At 64.3% G+C, this 24,520-nt stretch carries 19 protein-coding genes; 4 read left to right on the top strand and 15 right to left on the bottom strand.

Going from position 1 to position 24,520, the window contains the following annotated elements; translation table 11 throughout:
* Nucleotides 1-30: 30 nt before the first annotated feature.
* From BCEP18194_RS26055 to BCEP18194_RS26035, 5 genes are all read right to left on the bottom strand, one after another.
* Nucleotides 31-732: an ABC transporter ATP-binding protein gene (locus tag BCEP18194_RS26055; RefSeq protein WP_011354263.1), complete on the bottom strand. Its 702-nt coding sequence runs from the start codon at nt 730-732 to the stop codon at nt 31-33.
* The gene (gene livG / locus BCEP18194_RS26050) at nt 732-1,505 is read right to left on the bottom strand and encodes a high-affinity branched-chain amino acid ABC transporter ATP-binding protein LivG (protein WP_011354262.1); all 774 of its coding nucleotides are present in this window, start codon (nt 1,503-1,505) and stop codon (nt 732-734) included. Before livG ends, BCEP18194_RS26055 begins: the two co-directional genes overlap by 1 nt.
* A complete protein-coding gene (locus tag BCEP18194_RS26045) occupies nt 1,502-2,773 on the bottom strand; it encodes a high-affinity branched-chain amino acid ABC transporter permease LivM (protein WP_011354261.1) in 1,272 nt (423 codons plus the stop codon). The genes livG and BCEP18194_RS26045 overlap by 4 nt, the downstream gene beginning before the upstream one ends.
* 11 nt (nt 2,774-2,784) lie before the next feature.
* Complete coding sequence (gene livH / locus BCEP18194_RS26040) at nt 2,785-3,711, bottom strand: high-affinity branched-chain amino acid ABC transporter permease LivH (protein WP_041493199.1); 927 nt, start codon at nt 3,709-3,711, stop codon at nt 2,785-2,787.
* Between the two features lie 183 nt (nt 3,712-3,894).
* Entirely contained in the window at nt 3,895-5,013 is a 1,119-nt protein-coding gene (locus tag BCEP18194_RS26035) for a branched-chain amino acid ABC transporter substrate-binding protein (RefSeq protein ID WP_006480712.1), read from the bottom strand.
* An 810-nt stretch (nt 5,014-5,823) separates the two neighbouring features.
* Between BCEP18194_RS26035 and BCEP18194_RS40200 the strand changes: the two genes are divergently transcribed.
* Entirely contained in the window at nt 5,824-6,450 is a 627-nt protein-coding gene (locus tag BCEP18194_RS40200) for a hypothetical protein (RefSeq protein WP_081436656.1), read from the top strand.
* Between the two features lie 405 nt (nt 6,451-6,855).
* Here BCEP18194_RS40200 and BCEP18194_RS40195 read toward each other — a convergent pair whose 3' ends face one another.
* The 9 genes from BCEP18194_RS40195 to BCEP18194_RS25995 all read right to left on the bottom strand — a co-directional run bounded on the left by BCEP18194_RS40195 (nt 6,856) and on the right by BCEP18194_RS25995 (nt 20,443).
* Complete coding sequence (locus tag BCEP18194_RS40195) at nt 6,856-7,452, bottom strand: hypothetical protein (protein WP_011354257.1); 597 nt, start codon at nt 7,450-7,452, stop codon at nt 6,856-6,858.
* Nucleotides 7,453-7,468: 16 nt separating this feature from the next.
* Nucleotides 7,469-11,809: an RHS repeat-associated core domain-containing protein gene (locus BCEP18194_RS41730; RefSeq protein ID WP_011354256.1), complete on the bottom strand. Its 4,341-nt coding sequence runs from the start codon at nt 11,807-11,809 to the stop codon at nt 7,469-7,471.
* Nucleotides 11,806-12,264, bottom strand: coding sequence for a DcrB-related protein (locus tag BCEP18194_RS26025; RefSeq protein ID WP_011354255.1), 459 nt, complete (start codon nt 12,262-12,264; stop codon nt 11,806-11,808). Before BCEP18194_RS26025 ends, BCEP18194_RS41730 begins: the two co-directional genes overlap by 4 nt.
* Before the next feature lie 17 nt (nt 12,265-12,281).
* On the bottom strand, nt 12,282-14,420 hold the full coding sequence (locus BCEP18194_RS26020) for a type VI secretion system Vgr family protein (protein ID WP_041493198.1): 2,139 nt from the start codon (nt 14,418-14,420) through the stop codon (nt 12,282-12,284).
* Nucleotides 14,421-14,815: 395 nt separating this feature from the next.
* Entirely contained in the window at nt 14,816-15,325 is a 510-nt protein-coding gene (locus BCEP18194_RS26015) for an OmpA family protein (RefSeq protein ID WP_011354253.1), read from the bottom strand.
* An 85-nt stretch (nt 15,326-15,410) separates the two neighbouring features.
* A complete protein-coding gene (locus BCEP18194_RS26010) occupies nt 15,411-16,679 on the bottom strand; it encodes a diguanylate cyclase domain-containing protein (protein WP_011354252.1) in 1,269 nt (422 codons plus the stop codon).
* Nucleotides 16,676-17,383, bottom strand: a complete 708-nt coding sequence (locus tag BCEP18194_RS26005; RefSeq protein ID WP_011354251.1) for a YfiR family protein — start codon at nt 17,381-17,383, stop codon at nt 16,676-16,678. Before BCEP18194_RS26005 ends, BCEP18194_RS26010 begins: the two co-directional genes overlap by 4 nt.
* Nucleotides 17,384-17,664: 281 nt before the next feature.
* Nucleotides 17,665-19,947 carry a xanthine dehydrogenase family protein molybdopterin-binding subunit gene (locus tag BCEP18194_RS26000; protein WP_011354250.1) on the bottom strand — a complete coding sequence of 761 codons (2,283 nt, stop codon included), beginning with the start codon at nt 19,945-19,947 and terminating at the stop codon, nt 17,665-17,667.
* A gap of 1 nt (nt 19,948) precedes the next feature.
* Nucleotides 19,949-20,443, bottom strand: a complete 495-nt coding sequence (locus BCEP18194_RS25995) for a (2Fe-2S)-binding protein (protein ID WP_011354249.1) — start codon at nt 20,441-20,443, stop codon at nt 19,949-19,951.
* Nucleotides 20,444-20,572: 129 nt separating this feature from the next.
* On the opposite strand from BCEP18194_RS25995, the gene BCEP18194_RS25990 reads away from it, so the two are divergent.
* Nucleotides 20,573-21,466, top strand: a complete 894-nt coding sequence (locus BCEP18194_RS25990; RefSeq protein ID WP_011354248.1) for a LysR substrate-binding domain-containing protein — start codon at nt 20,573-20,575, stop codon at nt 21,464-21,466.
* 9 nt (nt 21,467-21,475) lie between these two features.
* Here BCEP18194_RS25990 and BCEP18194_RS25985 read toward each other — a convergent pair whose 3' ends face one another.
* Nucleotides 21,476-22,366 (bottom strand): LysR substrate-binding domain-containing protein, encoded by an 891-nt coding sequence (locus tag BCEP18194_RS25985; RefSeq protein WP_011354247.1) that lies wholly within the window; start codon nt 22,364-22,366, stop codon nt 21,476-21,478.
* Nucleotides 22,367-22,608: 242 nt separating this feature from the next.
* On the opposite strand from BCEP18194_RS25985, the gene BCEP18194_RS25980 reads away from it, so the two are divergent.
* Together BCEP18194_RS25980 and BCEP18194_RS25975 are read left to right on the top strand one after the other, a co-directional pair.
* Nucleotides 22,609-23,511 carry an amidohydrolase family protein gene (locus tag BCEP18194_RS25980; RefSeq protein ID WP_011354246.1) on the top strand — a complete coding sequence of 301 codons (903 nt, stop codon included), beginning with the start codon at nt 22,609-22,611 and terminating at the stop codon, nt 23,509-23,511.
* Between the two features lie 36 nt (nt 23,512-23,547).
* Nucleotides 23,548-24,453 carry an amidohydrolase family protein gene (locus BCEP18194_RS25975; RefSeq protein WP_011354245.1) on the top strand — a complete coding sequence of 302 codons (906 nt, stop codon included), beginning with the start codon at nt 23,548-23,550 and terminating at the stop codon, nt 24,451-24,453.
* The last annotated feature ends 67 nt before the right edge of the window (nt 24,454-24,520 follow it).

Here is a 24,520-nt window from a genome sequence, read left to right as displayed (position 1 = left end):
CGGCCCGTTGCAGGCCGGCGGCTTTCGGCGTCAACCGCCGAGGTACGCCTGCTTGATCCGGTCGTTCGCGAGCAGGTTCGCGCCCGTATCGGCGAGCACCACGCGCCCCGTTTCGAGCACGTAGCCGCGATCGGCCACACCGAGCGCCTTGTTCGCGTTCTGCTCGACGAGGAACACCGTGACGCCTTCGTCGCGGATCGTGCGGATGATGTCGAAGATCTGCGCGATCACGAGCGGCGCGAGGCCGAGCGTCGGCTCGTCGAGCAGCAGCAGGCGCGGCTTGCTCATCAGCGCGCGGCCGATCGCCAGCATCTGCTGCTCGCCGCCCGACATCGTGCCGGCCCGTTGCGCCGCCCGTTCCTTCAGGCGCGGAAACAGCTTGAACACGTGCTCGATGCCGTCGTCGATCTCGTGGCGGCTCGCGAAGAAGCCGCCCATCTTCAGGTTCTCGAGCACCGTCAGGCTCGGGAACACGCGCCGCCCTTCCGGCGAAATCGCCATCCCCTGCCGCATGATCTGGTGCGTCGACATCGCGGTGATGTCCTTGCCCTCGAACAGCACGCGGCCCGACGACGCGCGCGGCGTGCCGCACACGGTCATCATCAGCGTCGTCTTGCCGGCGCCGTTGCTGCCGATCAGCGTGACGATCTCGCCCTTGTTCACCTCGATCGACACGCCCGCGAGCGCCTCGACCGCGCCGTAGTGCGTATGGACCTGTTCCAGCTTCAGCATCACTCTTCCCCCAGATACGCCTTGATCACGCGCGGGTCGTTGCGGACCGCTTCCGGCGTGCCGATCACGATCGGCCGGCCGTGCTCCATCACGAGGATGCGGTCCGATACGCCCATCACGAGGCTCATGTCGTGTTCGATCAGCAGCACCGATACGCCGAACTCGCGGCGCAGCTTGTCGATCAGGTGCTGCAGTTCGATCTTCTCCTGCGGGTTGAGGCCGGCCGCGGGCTCGTCGAGCATCAGCAGGCGCGGCTCGGTGATCATGCAGCGCGCGATCTCCAGACGCCGCTGGTGCCCGTACGACAGCGTGCCAGCCTGGCGGTTGGCCACCGACGTCAGCCCCATCCGGTCGAGCCACACCGCCGCGCGTTCGAGCGCTTCCTTTTCGGCACGGCGATACGCGGGCGTCGAGAACAGGCCCGGCAGCAGCCCCGCCTTCACCTTGCGATGCTGCGCGACGAGCAGGTTCTCGACGACGGTCAGCGACTTGAACAGGCGGATGTTCTGGAACGTGCGCACCAGGCCCTTCAGCGCGATCTTGTGGCTCGGCAGCCCGGCGATCGCGTGACCGTCGAGCACGACGTCGCCGCCGGTCGGCTTGTAGAAGCCGCCGACGCAGTTGAACACCGTAGTCTTGCCCGCGCCGTTCGGCCCGATGATCGCGAACACTTCATCGCGACGCACGTCGAAATCGATGCCGTCCACCGCGAGCAACCCGCCGAAGCGCATCTGCAGCCCGGCGACCTTCAACAGTTCTGCATTCGCGCTCATTGCGGCAGCTCCACGTGGGGACGGCTCGCGGGCAGCAGGCCCTGCGGACGCCACATCATCATCAACACCATCACGAGACCGAAGATCAGCATCCGGTACTCGGCGAAGCCGCGCGCGACTTCCGGCAGCACGGTCAGCAGGATCGCCGCGAGAATCACGCCGAGCTGCGAGCCCATCCCGCCGAGCACGACGATTGCGAGGATCAGCGCCGATTCGATGAAGGTGAACGATTCAGGATTCACGAGGCCCTGGCGCGCCGCGAAGAACGCGCCGCCGATACCGGCGAACGCCGCGCCGAGCGTGAACGCCGACAGCTTGATGCGCGTCGGGTTCAGGCCGAGCGAACGGCACGCGATCTCGTCGTCGCGCAGCGCTTCCCACGCACGGCCCATCGGCATGCGGATCAGGCGGCTCGTCACGAACAGCGTGAAGCAGACCAGCACCAGCGCGATCAGGTACAGGAAGATCACCATGTGCTCACCGCTGTATTCCAGCCCGATCAGTTCATGGAAAGTCTTCGCACCTTCGACGCTCGCGCTGCGCGCCATCTCGAAGCCGAACACCGTCGGTTTCGGAATGCTCGAGATGCCGTCCGGGCCGCCCGTGAGGCTCGTCAGGTTGTTCGCGAGCAGGCGGATGATTTCGCCGAAGCCGAGCGTGACGATCGCGAGATAGTCGCCGCGCAGGCGCAGCACCGGGAAGCCGAGCAGAAAGCCGAACGTCGCCGCCGCGATGGCCGCGATCGGCAGGCACTCCCAGAACGACAGCCCGAAGTACTGGTTCAGCATCGCGTACGTATAGCCGCCGACCGCGTAGAACCCGACATAGCCGAGATCCAGCAGCCCCGCGAAACCGACCACGATGTTCAGCCCGAGGCCAAGAATCACGTAGATCAGCGCGAGCGTCGCGACGTCCACCGCACCGCGCGAGCCGAAGAACGGCCACACGAACCCGATCGCGAGCATCACCCAGATGATCACGCGCTGCTGCTGCGCGCCCATCGCGGGCACCGCCGGCAGCTTGACCGCCGCTTTCGCGCGCACGAGCCACGGCTTGAACAGCTGGAACAGGAACACGGCCGCGACCGCGATCCACACCGGGCGCCAGTGCGGCGTCAGCACGACCTGATAGCCGTCGAGCTTCAACTGCAGACCGAGCACCGGAATCGTGAGGATCGCCGTCAGGAACGCGGCGGCCACGGCATTTTTCAGCGCCTGGCCGATCGAAGCGTCGGCGGCCGGGCGGCGAACGGAAATGACTTGACTCATCTGCGTCTCCCTCAAACCTTTTCGATGTCCGACTTGCCGAGCAGGCCGGTCGGGCGGAAGAGCAGGATCAGCACGAGCAGGCCGAACGCGACGACGTCCTTGTACTCGGCCGGCATGTAGCCTGCGGCGAAGGTTTCGGCGAGGCCCAGCAGCACGCCGCCGAGCATCGCGCCCGGGATGCTGCCGATCCCGCCGAGCACCGCGGCGGTGAACGCCTTGATGCCCGCGACGAAGCCGATATACGGGTTCAGCTTGCCGATCGTCAGCCCGATCAGCACGCCGCCGACGGCGGCCAGCATTGCGCCGAGCACGAACGTGAACGAGATCACGCGGTTCGTGTCGATGCCGAGCAGGTTCGCCATCTTCATGTCCTCGGCGCATGCGCGGCACGCACGGCCCATCCGCGAATGCGAGATGAACAGCGTGAGCGCGATCATCAGCACGAGCGTCACGCAGACGATCATCAGGCGCGAATACGGGATCGTCACGTCGAAGTCGCCGCCGAGATGGATGTCGAACGCGCCGGAGATCAGCACGGGCACGGACACGTCGCGCGCGCCCTGGCCGATCTGCACGTAGTTCTGCAGGAAGATCGACATGCCGATCGCGGAGATCAGCGGCACGAGGCGCGGGCCGCCGCGCAGCGGGCGATACGCGACGCGCTCGACCGCGAAACCGTACAGGCCGGTGACGATCACCGACACGATCAGCGCGGCACCGAGCACGAGCGGCAGCGGATAGCCGGCGGAGATGCCGATTGCAGTGAGGGTCACGAGGCCCACGTAGGCGCCGATCATGTAGATCTCGCCGTGGGCGAAGTTGATCATGCCGATGATGCCGTAGACCATCGAATAGCCGATGGCGATCAGCGCATAGATCGCACCCAGCGTCAGGCCGTTGACCAGTTGCTGGGCGAATTGCGGAAAGAAGTCAGTCATGTGCGGGAAGCTCCCGTTGGCGTTGTGTCGCATGCCGCCGCCGGATCACGGCGTTCGGCCGCGCGCAACGCACGGTGTCGTCTCGGACCGCCCGTTGGCTGCGCACTGGGCCGATGCGCAGCCAATACGCACCCGCCCCGTCCGGGTCTCGGACAGGGCGGGTGCGCGGGCGGGTACTCCGTGTTACTTGGCGGCGGTCTTCGTCGCGTCCTTGTGCCACGTGTACACGACGAACTTGAACGCCTTCAGGTCGCCCTGTGCGTCATACGCGACCTTGCCGATCGGCGTGTCGAACGTCGTCTTGTGCATGTACGCGGCGACCTTGGTCGGGTCGGTCGTCTTCGCTCCGGCGATCGAGTCGGCGATGATCTTCACCGCTGCGTATGCCGGCATCTGGAACGGGCCGTTCGGGTCGCGCTTCTTGTCCGCGAACGCCTTCACGAGCGCAGCGTTGGCCGGATCGGCCGAGAAGTCGGCCGGCAGCGTGACGAGCATGCCTTCCGAGGCCGGGCCGGCGATCGCCGTCACGTCCTTGTTGCCCACGCCTTCAGGCCCCATGAACGTTGCCTTCACGCCCTGCTCGCGCGCCTGGCGCATCAGCAGGCCCATTTCCGGGTGGTAGCCGCCGAAGTAGACGAAATCGACGCCTTGCGACTTCAGCTTCGTGATGATCGCCGAGTAGTCCGAATCGCCGGCGTTGATGCCTTCGAACAGGACGACGGGGATCTTCGCGGCTTCGAGGTCCTTCTTGACCGACGATGCGATGCCCTGGCCGTACGACTGCTTGTCGTGCAAGACCGCGACCTTCTTCGGCTTCACGTTGTTGATGATGTAGTGCGCGGCGGCCGGGCCTTGCTGGTCGTCACGGCCGATCGTGCGGAAGATGAAGTGGCGCTTCTTGCCTTCGGTCAGCTGCGGCGCGGTGGCCGACGGCGTGACCATCACGATGCCTTCGTTCTCGTAGATGTCCGAGGCCGGGATCGTCGAACCCGAGCACACGTGACCGATCACGTACTTGATCTTCTGGCTGACGATCTTGTTGGCAACAGCGACGGCCTGCTTCGGTTCGCAAGCGTCGTCCATCATCACGACTTCAAACTTGTTGCCGCCCGCACCGCCGGCTGCGTTGATCTGCTCGATCGCGGTCAGCGCGCCGGCCTTCACCATGTCGCCGTATTGGGCGACCGAACCGCTCATCGGACCAGCGATGGCGATCTTCACGGTTTCCGCTTGCGCGGCGGCGGCGCCGGCGGCGAACAGCACGGCGGCGACGGAAATGGACGTAAGACGGGACAGCGTCATCAGGAGCTCCTCGATGTTGTTAGTCATACGGGCAAAGGCGGCATGACTTGCGCAATCGAACAGCACCCGGGGCGAGGACATGGGACACGCCCGAGACACATAGAAGACGGAACTCCGGCGGAATGTTGCGTAGCGGGGCCCGGCTCTTGCAGTCCCCGAAGGGGACGTCTGGTTCGGAAAGACATCGTGATGCGTCTTGCATTGCGCAAGCGTTTCGCCTGCCCCGCTTGCCAAATCGCTTGTTCGGAGGGATGGTCCGACAGCCGTTGGCAAGGCAGTCGAAATTATATGGGCGTTTTTAAATCGTCTGTCAAAAATGCCGGTCGACCGAGGGAAAACACGGAGGGTTTTGTGGGGTGATGGTGGCGATCGGGGCGCAACCTTGGGCCGGGCGAGAACGTTTGCCTGGGGTGCAATTGGGTTGCTATGGAGTGGGCTGAGTTGGCTGGTTGCCTTGCAGTGCTTGGTGTTCGGGGATTGTTGATTTCGTGCGGCGTGCTTTCGGGCTGCTAAGGGTCTGATCGCTGAAAATTAATCAACTGATGATTAGTTGGGTGGACACCAACTCGGGGCGTTCGCTTGAGGCGGTAAATCCTTCTGTTTACAAACAAAACTAAACATTTGGAAGCTGGTTGTTATTTTCATGAAATAATACGAATTCGCTTCTGCAATCCAGCCAGCCTTCCTGTGAGTCGCGTACGCCGCGCCTCGCAGTCGCTTCAGGGCCGCTTCGACGCCCGTCCGTCGCCCAGCTGCCAGCCAGTGATCTGCCGTTTTTTCTCATCGCATATCACCTGCTTCGGAACGCTGATGAATCACCTCCCCCGCTTTTCTTCCACCGCCGCCGCGATCGCGTGTGCGCTTTCTGTTTCTGCTGTCGATGCTTCCGGGCGCGATTCGTTGGCCGATCGGTCGGCGGGCGCCAATGTGTTTCGGTCGGAGCGTAGGGCTGCTGCTCGGGATGACGGGCATGCGGCACGTATGGGCCATGGTCGCCTGGAGTACGCGGCGCCGGTGGAGCGCAGCCCGTTCGATACGCCGGATACGCGGCCGTTGAGGGTGACGGGTGATGCGCTTGTGGTGCCGACGCCTTCGGTTGAGCACGAGGCTGATTTTGTATTGCCCGCGAATCGCGTCGCGCTTGGTGCGGGTGGGAGCGACAGCTTTGGTCGCGCGGTGCCTGGATATGAACAGCGCGCGGAGAACTGGAATGAGTATCTGCGCGCTAACGGCTCAAGGCCGGCTGGTAGTGGCGGCTCGTATGCGCCGCAGCGGCCTTACGATGCTCCGCGCGGCCCGCATGGCGCGCCGAATCCATTCGATCCTTCGGTGCCGCAACCGGAGACGCGGACGTTCTATGACAACGGCGCGGGGACGAAGTGCACGGCTACCGGCGGTGCGGGGACGTCGCGGTCGTCTTGCAATATTGGTTGGTGAGGCCGCACAGTGCGCGACTTCGCGCAATGCACTCGCATCCTGCGGAATTTAACCATCCCGAATGGGAGGCACTACCCCTCTCGAAACAGATCGAGATAGCCATTCCGAGCGATGGTGTATTTTTCCTCAAGGGATACGACAGAGCCTCGCCCCGGTTGCCGCGATTATTTACCACATGCGAAATATAGGTTTAATTTTGATGCAGCACGGCAACCTCCCAGACTTCTCTCGAATTCCTCTACTTTAATTTCATCTTCCGGGGAAATATTAAACGCCCACGAATCGAGCGCAGCGAGAAAGAATGGCGTTCGCAACGGAAGCCATACGACTGCATCGCGCTCGTACGTGGCCTGAAATTTCATTGATCGCCCGCGCTTTATTTTTCAAGCGCTTCGAACACGCAATTCACTTTGACGATTTTGCCACGAAATAGGCTAGCGTGTTATTAGTTAGATAATTCCCATTGGAACCATCGAACTTCGCCGCAGCATCCGGCCCCGCGAAGAATCGGGTTTCCGGCTTCTCTCTGACAGCGCCAGTCTCGCGATCGATCAAGTATGTCTTTACTGCAAACTTCTTGAATACTTTCCAGACCACCTTAACAAACTCGTCCGTTGCCTCATCTGTTTCGGGGTCATAGGACGCCGCTAAGCGGCCATCCCGTAGGCTACCTGGTGCATATTTGGCCTCATGCGACCGTAGGAACTGAATTGCCCCAGGCCCCTCCATAGACCCGATATAGCCCGACCCGCCCGGATGAGGAGCAACAAATTCACGCGTATAGCGCTCCACAGTGCAAATCGCCTCATCGAGAATCACGACATCGGAGAATGACTGTCCATGACACTCGGCCATGCTGTCATGCACAGGAGGAATGGGTGAATTCCAAATATACGAATCAATAAATTTGACATGAGGAATATGCGCTTTCAGTAAATCTGAAAACACTGCTTCATCAACACTGGTCATAAAGGTCTGCAACGTCGGCATCTTAGTGGCCAAAACTTACTCCTTTCTTTTATCGGGTAGTGACAGTTCCAGGCGTCATCGTCGCCGTATTCAAGTCTCCCGGTTGCAAGGTTGATCCCTTAACAACCGTGATGACAATCGCACTCGGATCCTGTTGAGTGATGCGATTAGCGTTCGTCCACTCCCGTTGAGACATCCCGTTCACTGAACCCTTATCTACTGTCTGGATATAGACAGGATTGCCTTGAGAATCTGTGAACGTCATGTCTGTATAGGAACTACCCTTTCGCCCATTTCCACTTAATGGTGGCAAATAGGTCTCTGGGCGCTCCCCTCCTGTGAGAGCGTTACGTCCGCCTGCAACGTGTCGATCAGTTGGATTATCCGCAAGATACTGATCTCTGACTCCATCCATGTGGTTCTTAGTCGCTTGGTTACCCCGTCGGCACCATCCCCACGGATCAATCCATATCAGTGGACTCTCAGCATACGCATAAAGATTATGCCCGCCACTCAGGCCAATCGGATCCGGATTAATGAAGCGTCCGATGTCCGGATCATAGAACCGGAACGTGTTGTAGTGCAGCCCGGTTTCCCGATCCAGGTATTGCCCTTGGAAACGCAGGTTCTGCGGCCGTGGCACGTGGGCAGGTGTTGCAGAAGCCAATTGCACCTCGCCCCATTCCGGCACCGATTGCTGCGAAGTCCGCGCAATCCACTCCTCCTGCACCGCGTTGCCCCATACCTTGTATCGAGCCTGCCAAATCAACTCGCCTTCAGCGTTAGTCAGTTCCTCCGGCAACCCCGACACGTCGTTGTGGAAATAGTAGACCGCATCCCGCGCATTGGCGTCGTTAGCCGCCACCTTACCCTGGTCGATCCGCGCCAGCGGCACATAGCTGTTGGACTCATACAAGTACGTCAGCGCTTCCTCGCCCTGACGGTCGTGGTACGTCTCCTGCACGAGCCGCATGCCGTCCCACAGGAAATCCGTACTCGCGTAACCCCCATTGAGCTTCCGAATCCGCCGGCCGAACGCGTCGTATTCGAAATGCGTCGTCCCGACGCCAAGCCGGTCCTTCGTCACGACGGTCTTCAACTGGTTCCAGTCGTCGTACTCAAGCACCAACTCTTTGGCCGGCCCGTGCCCACTCAACTTGCGAACAAGCCTTCCATATACGTCGTACTCGAAGCGCTTGTCCTCGAACATCTTGAGCCGGTTGTGCTCAACGAAGCCTCCCGGGTGATCGCTCGACACCAGGTTCGCCGCCGCGTCCCAGCGAAACACTTCGGACGGCAATCCCGGCCCGGCCGCCTGTTCAATGCGCCCCGTCGCGTCATAGCGATAACTCGTCGTGCCATAGCGCAGATCCCGCTTCTGGATCACGTCGCCTGCGGCATCGTATTGCCATTGCTTCGCCAACAACTCGTCCGCCGCCCGACCTCGCTGTGCAAGTTGCCGGGCACGACGGCCCACCGCGTCGTACCCGAAATGACTGGTCAGCTTGCCTTGCGTCCGCAGAACTTCCCGATGCAGATCATCGCGCTCGATGTCGGCCACTGCAGCACCGTCAACGCGGATCTGGTGCACGTGCCCCGAACCGTAATGCAGCCAATCGATCGTACGCTCGCCCGAGATCGTGGTGCTGACGCGGTTACCTAGCTCATCGTAGGTATGCGCAAGCCAGCCCGTCGGCGTGTACTCCTCGAGCACCTCACCGCGCGCCCCATACTTCAGACTGACCCGATTCTTCAGCGACGAACCACGAGCGGCCAGCGTGTACAACTCGGCCGACGCGATTCGGCTTGCCTTGTCGTACAGGTATTCACATCGCTCATGCGTGGCTTGCTTCGCCGTCAGTCGTCCGATCGCATCGCGCTCGTATCGCGTCTCGATCTTTCCATCCCGCACGATCGTGCCTTGGCCACACACGTCGTATTCGTATGCGCGCTTGTGGCCATCAAGTCCGATCTGCTCAGCCACCAGATCGCGACGGTCATACTGAAAGCGATACGACTCACGATTTTCGTTGGTCAAGCTCGCAAGCCGAAACGCATCGTCGTACCCGAATCGCACGACGCGATTAGCCGCGTCGGTACGCGAAAGCAGCAGCCCACGCGGATTGAGTTCATACCGCGTGCTGCGCTGATTCGCATCAACAACCTCAATAAGACGCCCAGCCACGTCATAAAAGAACGCCTGACGCGCACCATCGGCCGTCCCGATCCCCGTGACCCGCCCCATCGCATCCGTTTCGTACACGGTCGACTGTCCGGCCGCATCGGTCACACGTGCGAGCGCCCCACGTGCGTCATACGCAAACCGCGTGACCTTGCCGGAACAATCGGTATACGACGTCAACTGCGCACGGCCATTCCACTCGAGGAATTTGTACCCACCCCGCGCATCACGAATCGTATGCACGAGCCCGCGCTCGTCCCGGTGATACTCGGTCGCAAAACCCGCCGGATCACGCGTCATCGTCAGGTTGCCGAGATCGTCGTAACGGTAAATCCAGCGCGAATTCGCCGGATCGGTTTCCGCTACGGGCAGGTCGTAGTACCCGTTCCACTCGGTCCGCTCAACCTGGCCAAGCGCATCGATACGCTGCGTCTGCCGCCCACGCTCGTCATATTCGAAGCGCGTCGTGTTCCCCGCCGGATCGGTCGTGCTGACCAACTGCCGCTTTGCGTTCCACTCCAACTGCCACACGTGGCCTTCGGCATCCGTATGGCTCGTCGGCTGTTGATCCTCGTTCCACGTCCAGCGCGTCACACGACCGATCTGGTCGGTGATCGTCACCGAACGCTGCGCGAGATCCGCGTTGAACGTGTACGCTTCGCCGTCGTTGGTCCAGTGGCGCACGACGCGCGCATCGCGGCCGACACCCTGCCACGCGTAAAAACACTGCAGGCCGCCACGCAGCGTGTGCTGGACCATCAGTCCATGCTCGTATGCAAAGCGTCGCCCGATATGGCCGCTACGATCGGTAACCGCCACCAGCTCGCCGGCATTGCTGTACGCGTAACGCACCAACGTGTCGGGTTGTTCGCCGTCAACGCCACGGGTCAATTCGATCGCGGCAATACGTTGCGGATGCAACTTGTCGTAGGACAGTGTCAGCAAGCGACCGGCGCTATCGTGCAACCGTACGGGCCGCGCAACCTCATCGCGGGCCTCTCGCTCAACCTCGATCCAGTTACCGTTGCGATCTTCGAGGCGCCACAGCTTGAGCGTCTCGCCATCCGCATCGGTACGAGCACGACCGAAATCGCGATACACCCCGTCGACCGTTTCGACCACATAGTGGCCGCCCTCGGTACAGATCAGGTAAATGCCTTCCGGCACGCTGAAATGGCTCTCACCCGGCGACACAGCCGGGAACACGATCTCGCGCCCCTGCTCGTCCCAGTACGTAATCGACGCAACCTCGCCATGTTCACGCGCGAGTCGCAACTCGACGCTGATCGGCACGCTCCATCCCGTCCCGAACAGGCTGTCTGCACGATCATCGAGGCTGCTATAGAAACGCTGCCAGACGATCGGCAGCGGTCCGGGCAATACGAAGTCGGTATCGTCCGTGCCATCGAGCACCTTGCTGCCGGTAATGACGTTAACCGGATGCCCCGCCGACGGCCGCGCCAGACTACCCAGCCAGGTACCGAACGCACCCGCCGCGAAATTCATCGCGATACACGGCACCTTGCTCTTCAGAAAGTTGCCCCAGCTCATCTTCCCGCGGCCACACACCGCGAGCGCGATACCGAGCGCAGCCCCCAGCCACCCGAGCCGCGTGGCCGACTTCACGTCCCGCACCCGCTGCGTCCCGCCGCCGATGAAAACGTTGTCCGAGCCTTCGGCAATCGTCCCGTCGCACGTCGTCTTGTCGCCGACCCGCGCCGCAGGTTGATCGTTGATATAAACGCTGCCCGATCCGTCCGCAATCATCTGCGGCCCGGGATGATCGGTACACGCAACGGTATCGAGATCGCCCGGCTTCGCCGCCCGTGAAGCCGGCTTGTTGTTGACGTAGACGTTCCCCGACCCGCTTGCGATCTTGCCTTTGATCACGGGTGGCACGAGCGAATTGGCCACCGACTTCGCACCGTCGTCGATGGCCTCGTTCATGCCGCTCGCTTCCATCAGCGCGCCCGAGCCGACCGCCACGCCTACACCGATCGCAATCACGAGCGGCGTCGCCAACCCCGCGGTGCCGATCTCGAGCGCAGCGAGGCCGGCGAAGATCAGCCCCTCCATCGCCTCTGCCACCAACGCACCGACGATGGCGCCGCCGACCACGGACCCGACCGTGCCGACAAGCTCCCCCATCAACGTCGTGTGCTGGATCGGATCTTCGAAGCGAGCGGCCGCGAAGTTTTCCGCGCTCACGACGCGTCACCCGGCCCGAGCAGGGACGGCCGCGCCGCGCGCGGCTGGAAACTGGCGAGCATGCGTTCGGCAATCGCCTGCTGTTCTTCGTTCAGCGGTGCCGCGCTGGTCAACGTCATCACCAGCACGCGGCCGGCGTCGTCCGACGGAAACATCGTCTGCACCTGGTGCCAGAGCCTGCCATCGCGCTCAAGCGTGGAATCGATCTGAACGCCCGCACGGGACCCCACCGTCACCGGCCGACGCGCTTTCTCGGTCAGCATCCTGGCATCGCGCGACGCCACGTCCCATTCGCGCGCGACGAACGCGTCGAGATTCTCCCCGTCGCGCAACCGACCGCGAGCGATCACGAGGTTGAGGCCGCCCGGGCCTGCATTCATCATCAGGATGTTGACGGTGCGGTCGAGCGCTGCGTCCGGCAGTTCGAAGGTGCCTTCGTGGATTGCGTAGTGCATGGCTGGTTTCGTTCGTATTATTTGTTGAGGTCGATACGCGTGCCGTTGACCATCACGCCGTCGTCGGTCATCAGGATCACGGAGCCCTTGTGCTCGAGGCGGATGCCTTCCGGCGCGAGCGAGATCGAGCTGTCCATCACCTTCAGCAGGATGCCGCGCTCGGCCATGTGGACCTGCGTGCCGCCGCCGCCATCCTTGGCCGGCGTCATCACCTCGACGGTGGTCGCGGTCGTGCTGCGCTTCTCGGCGATCGTCTCTGTCAGGTTGCCCTGCGGAATCTGCTTCTCTTCGCTGCCCGTCGCCACCAGCACGGTACGCATCGGCCCCAGCACCTTGTGCGTCTCGTTGTTCTCGACGACGGTATTCATGTCCTTCTGCGCATGCATGAAGAATTCCTGCATGCCGTTCGTGTCGGTCATGCGGATTTCGTTCGACCCCTGCCCCTTGTGCGTCTGGCTCTTGATCCCCATCGTCTGGCCGGCCGCGCCGTGATACGGATTGCCCTGTTCGCCATTGAACACGCGACCGACGATCACCGGGTTATCCGGATCGCCCTGGTTGAACGCCACGAGCACTTCCTGCTTGATGCGCGGAATCGCGGCCGCGCCCCAGCCGTCGCCCGCCCACGGTTGCGACACGCGCACCCACATCGAATCGGAGCCGTCCTTCTTGCCGCGCCGGTCCCACGGGAAATGCACCTTCACGGCGCTGCCGTTCGTGTAGATTTCCTCGCCCTTCGGCCCGACGACCATCGCCGACTGCGTGCCGTGAATCACTGGCTTCGGCGTGCCGCGCGGCGCGCGATACGGCACCTTCTTCGGCAGCAGCGCGAAGCTGTTGCGGTACGGCAGCTTCGCGCTGTGCTGCGTGTAGTCGTTCACCGCTTCGTGACGCACCTGCAGAATCACGTATTCCTGGTTGTTCTCGAGCACCGGGTGATTCGCCACGGTGACGGCGCCCGCCGTGGTCATGCGCCACGCGTAGCCGCCGCCGGTAAAACGATGGGCCTGCGCCTCCTCGGCTTCCATCGCGAAACGGGCGTAGCGGTTGCCGTCGTCGCCGTGGTCGTACAGCGACTGGTGCTCGAACCGCTCGGTCGCGTCGAGCCGCGCGTGCTTGAGGTTCTGCGGCCCGGCCTCCACCAGCATCAGCGGCGACGACGGGTTCTGGTGGTTGAAGTCGCGGAACGTGACCTTGCCGACGCCGAAACGCCGGCCTTCGTGCAATTGGTCGATGCCGCTGTCCTCGCTCGCCTCGGTGGCCGCGAACGGCACCGTCGCGAGCCCGTCGATCGGGCGGAACAGCAGGTTCGAATCGCCGATCACCAGGATGTGCTTGTCCTTCTCGTAGCGGTGCGTCCACACCAGCCCCTCCTGCTCCATCAGCCGCGCGCAGAAGTTGAAGTAGCTCTCCTGGTACATCACGACGTATTCGAGCGGCTTCTGGGCCGTCCGGATATCGAACACGAAATCGGAGAAGCCGTGCTCCTGGAAGATCTCGGTGAGGATGTCCTGCGCGGTCTTGTTCTGGAAGATCCGGCAGTCGGTCGAGCGCGTCAGGAACCAGAACCACGGCACCGCCGTCAGGTGATACTGCGTGACGTTGCCGGGGTTGCCGGCCCGGTCGAACGACGCGACGTAGCCGTCGAAGTATCGGTCGTTGTCGGCGGCGCCCGATGCGACGACGCGCTCCAGCGTCGACAGGCGAGCCTGCTGGTCGAACCGGATCTTCACTTGCTGACCGATCAGATCCTCGGGGCGCAGGTCGTGGCGATGCGACAGCAGGTCGAGATGGATTTCCGGCAACCGGTTCACGTGCTCGTCGACGACGGCGGCGCTGACCAGCAGCACGTCCGGGCCGAGCGGCGTATCGAGCGTCACGTAGCGGTTGAGCTGGGTCAGGCGCGCGGGGTTCGCGGCGCCGTTGATCGCCTCGGCGATCGCACCGGGCGTCTTGTCCATCAGCGAAAAACCGGTCTGCGCGAGCTGCATCGCGCGCTGGACGGTGTCGACGTGCCCGGCCAGGCCCGCGAGCGGCCCGAGACTGCCGGCGACACTCGACGCAACCGGGCCGGCGAGTCCGCCGAGCGCGCTCAGCGAGCCGAGCGCACTACCGCCCATTCCTGTGGGAATACCCCCGTTCGGAGCGAAACTCATTCTTGTTCCTTCTTGTGGTCTCAGGTTCCAGGTGCCGGCTGACCGGCCCGAAGCCCCGATAATGTAGGACAAAACCCGGACGCGTGAAAGACACCCGCAAACGTTTCCGTTCAGGCCCTCGATAATACAAAAACGGGCCGCCCAGGCGCGGCTGCTCATACCGACGCACCGCGCCGGCACGCGCGGAACACGACACAATCTGCATGAAACGTGTGACAGATCCGTACGGGGCGAGGCATCGCCCCTGTCACGATGGAATAGTGCGAACACTCTGGAAGGAAACGCGCGCCGGCTGGCGCTACAGCACCACTACGCGCTATCGATCATCGCGTTCGATAGCATGAATTCTGGCGCTTGCACGCGCCTTTCACCCCGCCCGGAGAAACCGCGCCCGGTCACCGCGGTGACACCACGATCGCCGCCCGCCGATTCTGCGCCCGCCCGCCAGGCGTCTTGTTATCCCCGACCGGATCGCTCTTCCCCTTCCCGACGATCGCGATGCGCTTCGTATCGAGCCCGACGTCGACTAGCTCAAGCGCAACGACCTCCGCCCGCCGCCTGGACAACTCGAGGTCATACTTGTCCACGCCTTCCTGGTCCGAGTATCCATAGACCCGTACCCCGTTAATCCCCGCCGACCGGAGCGTGCGACCGATCCGTTCGACGATCCGCCGCACGTCGGGCTTGAGGTTGTAGCGATCGAAATCGAACAGGATCGGCCCGGTCGAGCCGAACTCGAAACCCTGCTGGGTTTCCTGGAAGCCGGCCGACTTGAGCGCCGTGACCTGCGTCTGCGTCAATCCACGATGAAGCGGCGGCGCCTTGCAGCCGCCCAGCAGCATGCACAAAAGCAGCGCGCTGCCGACGCACAAGCGCCCAATGCCCACCGGAAACATGTTGTTCATCATTGACCCCTTCGATTGCACCCGCATCGCGAGCGCTCTTTCAACCCACTGCCGCGGCCTCGCCCGCAGCGTGAAACGATGAACCTCAAGCCGCCCCCGCGACCCCTTCCGCCAGTTGCCACGAGCCTGGGCGGGCGCGCTTGGCGCGGTACATCGCGGCATCCGCCGCCCGCAGCAAACCGCTCGCATCCGACGCGTGATCGGGATACAGCGCAACGCCGGCACTCATCATGGTGGCCACCACGCGGCCGTCGGACAGCTCGATCGACGGCGCCATGCCGGACAAGATCTCGTCAGCAATACGACATACGCTACCCGCTTCTCGCACGGCCGGCAGCATGACCGCGAATTCGTCGCCGCCCAGGCGCGCGACCAGGTCGGCCTCGCGCACCTGCATACGCAGCCGTGACGCGATGCCGATCAGCACCGCGTCGCCGGCGTCGTGGCCGAGACAGTCGTTGATTTCCTTGAAGCGGTCGCAATCGAGATACAGGATCGCGACCCGCTGCCCCGTGACCCCGGCTTCGCCGAGGGCGAGTGCGAGACGCGATTCGAACTGCACGCGGTTGGGCAGCCCCGTGAGCGCATCGTGCGTCGCCTTGTGTTCGAGCGACGCGTTCTCGTCGCGCAGCGTGTTCTGCCAGTCTTCGAATTCGTCGAGCAGCGCATTGAAGTCGTCGCCGAGCTGGTTGAGTTCGGCAATCGACGCCGGCTCGACGCGCTGCGCGAACGCACGTTCGCGCCGCACCGCGTGGGCGACGCTGGCCAGCGCGCGCAACGGCGAAACGATATTGCGCAACAGGCGCTTCGAGCTGATATACGCGCCGATCACGCTGACGGCCAGGCAACCGAGAATGCCGCCCACGCCGCCAAGCAGGAATCCGAAGAACTGATGGCCACGGCCGCGCACGACGACGTGGCCGACGACGATGCCGTCATGCACCACCGGCGCGGTCACGGGCCCCGGCAGCGCGAGATCGGCGACGACGCGCTCGAGCCGCGCGATCCCGCTGCCGGCAGGCAGCTGCCACGTCGCGAACGGCTGGTCCTTGCTATCCGTCACCACCACCTGTGCGACGTCCTCGTCGCCGGCGATCAGCCCGATCGCCTCGGCCGCCGCGACGCGGTCGCCGAACACGAGCGCCGCCTCGACCGTATAACCGAGCGAGCGGGCCAGCAGGTTCAGGTTGTTGCCGGCATACGCGCGCAATGCGATCACGGCCACCACGATCAACGACACGGCGGCCATCGCGACGGCGACGAACGCGAGGCGCAGGTGCGCGCGACGCAGCACGCTTTGCAGCGTCGGGCGCGGCACGCGCCGCAGCGAAACGGGTGGGGCGGGCCGTGTCATGGTGCCCCCGGCCGCCGCGCGAGATTGAGCACGTTCGGATGCACGCGCACGCCGCTGCGTGCGACCGCGTCGAGATTGATGTCGAACGACACGCGTTCGCCGTCGACGTTGAGACAGAACATGCCGCCCGCGGTGCACGATGGATCGTGTTCCGAAATCGTCAGCACCGGATGGCCGGCCACCGCAGCTCTCACGCGCGCTCGCTCATCTGCGCCCAGGTTGCCGAGATAGACGATGTCGCAGGCGATGCCGAGCGCGGGATCGTCGAAGCGCACACGCTGCACGTCGAGCAGTGTCGAACCGGCCTGCAGCGTGTCGGTCAGGCCGCGCGCGTAGTCGGGGCGGCCCGTGATGCACAGATGCAGGCGAACGGGTGTCGTCGGCCAGTGGGTGAAGCTGATGATGCCCAGCACGACCTGACGCACGGCCGTGTCGTGTGATGCAGCAGAGGAATCGGCAGAGTCCGCGGGATTTGCGGCAGCAACGATGCGCACCGCGTCGCCCGGATCGACAACCTCGGCGGACACCCCGGCAAGCACGGCCTGCGCGGCCCCCAGAACGCAAACGATTGCGGCCAGCGCGTGCCGCAGCGGAGCGGTTCGACCAGGACGGCCGGGCACCGTTCGCGCGGCGATTGCCGCCGCGTCCGCTGGCGTCGCTGCAGTCGCGAGACTGGTAGCCGACGCGCACACTTTCGCATCCATGATGGCAACATCCGCTGGCGTCGCTCCGGCGCTGCCTCCCGCCTCCCTCCATGCGCGTGCAGGCACCGAATTACGCGCATGATGGCTTCATCTTAGGTAAAAATTCGCATCACCAACCAGTGGGAAACACCCGCGAGCAGCGGGAGAAAGTCTGCGGAATCGGCACTTGCGCACGACGATGCCGGCGAATGCGTTCGCCGACGTCGATCCGGTTGCGACGTCGGCAAATTGATCAGCGGATTGGCGGCCGATGCAGGTCAAACTTCATACGTTCCGTCACGCTACGCCACCGCCGACAAATCGAAAGGCGTCTCCCGCAACCGCTTCCCCGTCAGCCGGAACACCGCGTTCGCAATCGCGGGCGTCACCGCCGGGCTCGACAGCTCGCCGACACCGCCCGGCTTCGCCGGATCGCCCTGCACGATATGAATGTCGGTATCGGGCATGTCGCTCATCCGCATCACGCGATACGTATCGAAGTTCGACTGCTGCACGCGGCCGTGCCGGAAATCGATGCGATCGGACGTCGCATGGCCGAGCCCCCACATCAGGCCGCCGTACAGTTGCTCGTCGACGCCGGCGGGCGACACCGCGATCCCGCAATCGGCGACGCACGTCAGCTTCTCCACGCGCACCGCGCCGTCCTTGCGCACGACACGCGCGACCACCGCGACATAGCTGTCGTACGCCTGGTTCGTCGCGATGCCGAGTGCAACACCGTCCGGCAGCGGCTGCCCCCACCCCGCCCGTTGCGCCGCTTCACGCAGCACGGCCGCATGGCGCGGCCGGTCGCGCATGTGCGCGAGCCGAAACTCGACCGGATCGCGCCGCGCCGCATGCGCGGCCTCGTCCATCACCGATTCGACGGCGAACACGTTCGGGATGTAGCTCACCGCGCGAAACCAGCCGGTCGGCACGCCCGTCTCCATCCGGATCCAGCCGATGTCGCGATGCGGCGCCGCATACGCAAACTCCCATTTCGTGAGCGCCTCGGTCGTGCTGAAATCCATCCGGTCGGTGCGCTCCAGATAGCCGGGCTCCCACTGTTGCGGCGATGCGGGCATCACACCGCGCAGCCACAGCGAGGCCAGATTGCCCTGCGCATCGAGCACGGCGCGCGCGCGGTGGTAACTTGCCGCGTGATAGAACAGCGCACGCATCTCGTCCTCGCGGCTGTTCATCAGCTTCACCGGCTTGCCGGTCTTCACCGCGAGCCACGTCGCCTCGAACAGCCAGTACTTCGATTCGCGCGCGCCGAAGCTGCCGCCCGACACCAGCTCGTGCAACGTCACGCGATGCGAAGGAATGCCGCCGATCACTTCAGCCGCTTCCATCGCGGTGGACGGCACCTGCAACCCGCCCCAGAATTCGATGCCGCCGTTGCGCGCCCACACGGTGAGGTTGATCGGCTCCAGTGGATTCGCGGCCTTGTGCGGCATCGCGTACGACGCCTCGATCGTGCGCGCGCCGGCCGTGTGCGCCTTCGCCGGATCGCCGTCGGCAATCGTCGGTACGACGCGCGCGGCCGGATCGTCGACCCACGCGGCCTGGCGCGCGGCGAGCGCGCTGCTGTCGAACGTCTCGAACAGGCTGTCCTCCCATTCGATCGTCAACGCGGCCTGCCCCTTGTGGGCTGACCAGTAGTCGTCCGCGAGCACTGCGACGCCGGCCTGGTTGCCGCCGAGCACGTCGGGGCGCGGCGGAATCTGCAGCACGTCGCGCACGCCGGGAATCGCGAGCGCTGCCTTCGCATCGACGCTGCGCACGCGGCCGTCGATCACCGGCGCGCGCGTGACGACCGCGACCAGCATCCCCGGCAGCGACACGTCGATGCTGTACGGAAACGAACCGTCGGCCTTCTGCGCAGCGCCGCGCTTCTTGCGCAGCTTGCCGATGTAGCGGAACTGCGAGGGATCTTTCAGCACGACCTGTTTCGGCGCCGGCAACTGCGCGGCCGCCGATGCGAGCGAGCCATACGTCGCCCGGCGGCCGCTCGCCGCATGCAGCACGGCGCCGTCTGCCGTCGTACACGCAGCGGCGGGCACGCCCCATTGATGCGCCGCCGCCTCGACGAGCATCGCACGCGCGGTCGCGCCCGCACGACGCAGCCGGTCGTACTCCATCGCGACGCTCGTGCTGCCGCCGGTCGAAAACACCTTCCACAGCGGGTGGATGTAGTCGGCGAAGAACGGATCTTCCGGCGTGATCACGTCGACCCGGAACGGATCGACGTCGAGTTCCTCGGCCACCATCGCCGCGAGTGCGGTGCGCGTGCCCGTACCCGAATCGTGCTTGTGCACAACGAGCTTGATCGTGTCGTCGGGCAGCACACGCACCCACGCGTTCGGTTCGAATTCGCCGGTGGACGGATGGGGATCGCCGCTTGTGCTCTTGCCCGCGGCCACCGCGTCGGGCATCCGGAAACCGATCGCGATGCCTGCGGCAAGCAATGCCGAACTCTGCTTGAGGAAGCGCCGGCGCGGCGTGCCGTGGTCGTGCGGTGCGTGCGGTGCGTGCGGTGCGTCCGGTGCGTCCGGTGCGTCCGGTGCGTGATCGTCGCGCATGTCACGCCTCCTTCGCGGGTTCGGCCGCGGCCTTCAGCGCCGGATCGCCGGACGCCGCACGCTTGATCGCGCGGTGAATGCGCGCATACGTACCGCAGCGGCAGATGTTGCCCGACATCGCCTGTACGATCGCGTCATCGTCCACCGGCTGCCCGCCCTTCAGCAGCGCGGCAGCCTGCATCAGTTGCCCCGGCTGGCAATAGCCGCATTGCGGCACGTCCTCGGCCACCCACGCGAGTTGCAGCGGATGGCGCCCGTCCGGCGACAGCCCCTCGATCGTCGTCACGTGCCGCCCGTGCGCGGCGACGGCCGGAATCAGGCACGCGCGTACGGCCTGCCCTTCGAGATGCACGGTGCACGCGCCGCACAGGCCCTTGCCGCAGCCGAACTTCGTGCCGGTGAGCTTGAGCCGGTCGCGCAGCACCCACAGCAACGGCATATCCTCCGGTACATTCTCGAGCGAATGGCGTGTATCGTTCACGACGATGTCGATCATGCGCTGTCTCCTGATTCGCATTCATGATGTCGGCCCGCGTCCATGGCGCGGTTGCGGAGCATTATCGAAACGCGATGCACGGGTACGCCAGCGATCATTTCGTCGATTCCCTGTCAGTCGGACTAACAGATGCTCAAGCGATACCCTTCGATCCAGTCGATGCAAGCGTTTCTGCAGGCCGCGCGGGTCGGCAGTTTTTCCAGCGCGGCACGCCAGCTGGCGCTCACGCACAGCGCGATCAGCCAGCAGATTCGCTCGCTCGAGGAATTCATCGGCCAGCCGCTGTTCGCCCGCGCCGGCGGCCGCGTGATGCTGACCGATGCCGGCACGTTGTTCGCGAACCAGCTGTCGGACGGGCTCGAACAGATCGATCGCGCGCTGTCGTCGGTGAAGGGGCGCACGACCGGGCCGTCACTGCGGCTCGACGTCGATCCGGAGCTGATGCAGGGCTGGCTGCCTGCGCGGCTGCCGGCACTGATGCACACGCTCGACGGCACGACGCTGACGGTACTGTCGGCACCGCGCCACGACCGCGATGCATTCGATCGCGTCGATGTTGCGCTGCGCTACGGCTACGGGGAATGGGAAGGCGTGGACAGCGCGCTGGTCTGCCCCGACCGGCTGACCGCGATGGCCGCACCCGCGCTGCTCGAACGTTACGGGCTGACCGCGCCGCTCACGCCCGAACAGGTGCTCGAACTGCCGCTGCTCGGCTATACGAAGCGATCGTGGATTCCGTGGCTCGAAGCGGCCGGGCTCGAGCCCGTCGAACCGGAGACGATCGCCGTGTTCGACAACGCGGCGGGGCTCGTCGCGACGCTCGCATCGGGGCTCGGTGCCGGGCTGGTGCGCGGGCTGCTCGCCGCCGATGCGCGCCGCGACGGCCGGCTCGTCGAACTCTGCACGATCGCGATTCCGACGCACTACAACCTGCATGCGATCTGGCCGCGCGAGCGCCATGCGCGCGTGAAGCCGCTGATCGACGCGATCGGCACGCTCGTCGCGCAGTCGCTCGGGCACTGATACGCCTCGTTACGCGTTGAACGCCGCCGCGACCTCGCGCACGGTGTCGAGGAACGCGCCGAGCACCGCGGACGTATCGTCCGCGCGGTAACGCGCCTGCAGCGACACCTCCAGCTCGGGCGGCAGCAGCGGCACGAACACGACGCCGCCCGTCGAGATCTGCCGCGACGACGCGGGCAGCAACGCGACACCCAGCCCTTCGCGCACCAGCGACAGCAGCGTGTGCACCTCGACAACCTCGTGCGCAATCTGCGGCGTGAAGCGCGCATCGACACAGCTCTGCTGCAGGAAGCGCGCCAGTTGCGAATGCCGCAAGCCGAATGACACGAACTGCTCGCCGGCCAGCTCGCCGAGCGCGATCGCATCGCGCGACGCGAGCGGATGGCCGGACGGCAACACGGCCACGGCCGTTTCGCGCACAACGATCTCGCTACGGATCGACGGATCGTCCTGGAACAGCCGGAAGAAGCACACGTCGAGCCGCTTCTCCTTCAGTGCGTCGATCTGCGCGGCCGGTGTCATCTCGTGCAGCGACCAGTGCACGTGCGGATGGCGCTCGGCGAACACGCGCAACGCACGCGGTATCGGCACGACCATCGCCGAGCTGATGATGCCGACCGCGAGCCGCCCCACTTCGCCACGCCCCGCGCAGCGCGTGAGATCGATCGCGCGATCGAACTGCGCGACGATCAGCGGCACCTGCTCCTTCAGTGTTTTCCCTGCCTCGGTCAATTCGACGCGATGTTGCGAGCGCACGAACAGCGCGGTGCCGAGCTGCTCTTCGAGCAGCCGGATCTGCTGGCTCAACGGCGGCTGCGAGATATGGAGCCGCGCGGCTGCGCGCCCGAAATGCAGTTCGTCGGCCAGCACCGCGAAGTACCGCAACACACGCATGTCCATATCGCAAACGTATCAAGAGCGTCAGTAAAAAATATTGTACAGAGCACATTCGGCTGGTGACACTCGGTCCCAAGCAGCAGTGCACGTCGCAGTGTGTCACTCGATGCCGGCGAGGGGAAGGCGCGAAAAAAAATGCGCCTTGCAAAGGGCCGCATGAATCCGACCGACAGGTCGCTTCATCGACGTGCCTGCCCGCGATACGGCAACCGGCTTTTCCGGTTCCTCTCAAGGAGATCGAGTAGATGATCATCGACACCAGCTGTTACCCGACGAATCTCGTCGACCTCGCATGGCGTCACGACGGCCCGCCGTTCACCGGCGAGCGCCTGATCGAGACGATGAACGGCCCGTTCCTCATCAACGGCAAGCCGCGCCGCGTCGACAAGGCGTTCATCCAGCCGCCGCAAGGCAACACCATCTATACGTATACCGACGGCGAGAAGTCGGGCACCGAATCGATCGACGCGTACATGGCGTACACGGTCGAGATGGTCCGCAAGCACCCCGACCGCTTCATCGGCTGCTTCGTCTACAACCCGCGCTGCGGCGTGGAGAACGGCGTGAACGCGATCGATCACTACGTGCGCAAGCTCGGCTTCAAGATGGTGCAGTTCCAGGCCAACATGCATGCGTACCGGCCCGATCGCGCACTCGACTGGCTGCGCCCCGCGCTGAAGAAGTGCGCGGAACTCGGCGTGCTCGTGAAGCTGCACACCGGCGACGGCCCGTACAGCATCCCGACCGAGTGGGTGCCGATGATCAAGGAATTCCCGACGGTCAATTTCATCATGGCGCACTTCGGCGTGCAGACCGGCGGCGTCTACTGTTTCGAGCCGTTCCAGCTCGCGATGGACCTGCCGAACGTGTATTGCGAATCGGGCTGGTGCCTGCAGTCGCGGATCGTCGAATTCGCGAAGGTGCTGCCGAAGCACAAGATCCTGTTCGGCTCCGACACGCCGCCGAACGAACCGGGAATGTGGCTGCGGTTGCTCGAAGTGCTCTGCTTCGATCCGCCACAAGGGATGAATCTCGACGAGGACACGCTCGAGGATTACCTCGGCAACAACACGGCCCGGATGATCGGTCTCGAACCGACGCCCGCGCCGCGCACCGTCGACGAAGCGAAAGCGCTGCTCGCCGCCTGACGCTCGCGCCCCTCTCTCCCGATTCCGGAGCATTGCATGATCATCGATACGCACCTGCACCCGACCAACCTCGTCGACGAAGCCTGGCGCCACACCGGCGAACCGTTCACCGGCGAACGCCTGCTGAAGATGATGGACGGCCCGTACATCATCAACGGCAAGCCGCGTCGCATCGACATGGGCTTCATCCAGCCGCCGCCCGGCAACACCGGCTACCGTGACGGCAACCGTCGCGGCCGCGACGGCATTCGCGACTACATGGCGTACATCGCCGAACTCACGCAGAAGTACCCCGACCGCTTCATCGGCAACTTCACGTACAACCCGCGCTGGGGCCCGGAAAACGGCGCGGCGGAGCTCGAATTCCACATCAAGGAGTACGGCTTCAAGATGGTGAAGCTGCACGCGAACATGCACGGCTACCGGCCCGATCGCGCGCTCGACTGGCTCCGCCCGGCGATGAAGGTCTGCGCGAAGTACAACATCGTCGTGCTGATCCACACCGGCGACGGGCCGTACACGATCCCGACGCAGTTCTACCCGATCATCCGCGAGTTTCCGATGGTGAACTTCATCATCGGTCACTTCGGCATCCAGACGGGTGGCAACTACTCGTTCGAAGCGTTCTGGATGGCGATGGATACGCCGAACGTGTACTGCGAATCGGGCTGGTGCTACCAGTCGCGGATCGTCGAGTTCGCCCGCGAGCTGCCGCGCAACAAGATCGTGTTCGGCACCGATTCGCCGCCGAACGAACCCGGCATGTGGCTGCGCGAGCTGGAGATGCTGTGCGGGCCCGCGCCGCAGGGGATGGATCTCGACGAGGACGGCCTCGAGGACTACATGGGCAACAACATCGCCCGCCTCGTCGGCATCGAGCCGACCAAGCCGCCGAAGGATCTCGACGAAGCGCAGAAGCGCCTCACATCGACCTACCTGTAACGCGCCGGCAGCCGGATCGCGTACCGCCTTGAACACGCGTGCGATCCGGCCTTTCCCCTTCCGTATC

Source organism: Burkholderia lata, assembly GCF_000012945.1.
In the GTDB taxonomy this organism is placed as follows: Bacteria; Pseudomonadota; Gammaproteobacteria; order Burkholderiales; family Burkholderiaceae; genus Burkholderia; species Burkholderia lata.
The sequence above is the reverse complement of the archived record's forward strand: the minus strand, read 5'-3'. Positions and strand labels throughout refer to the sequence as shown.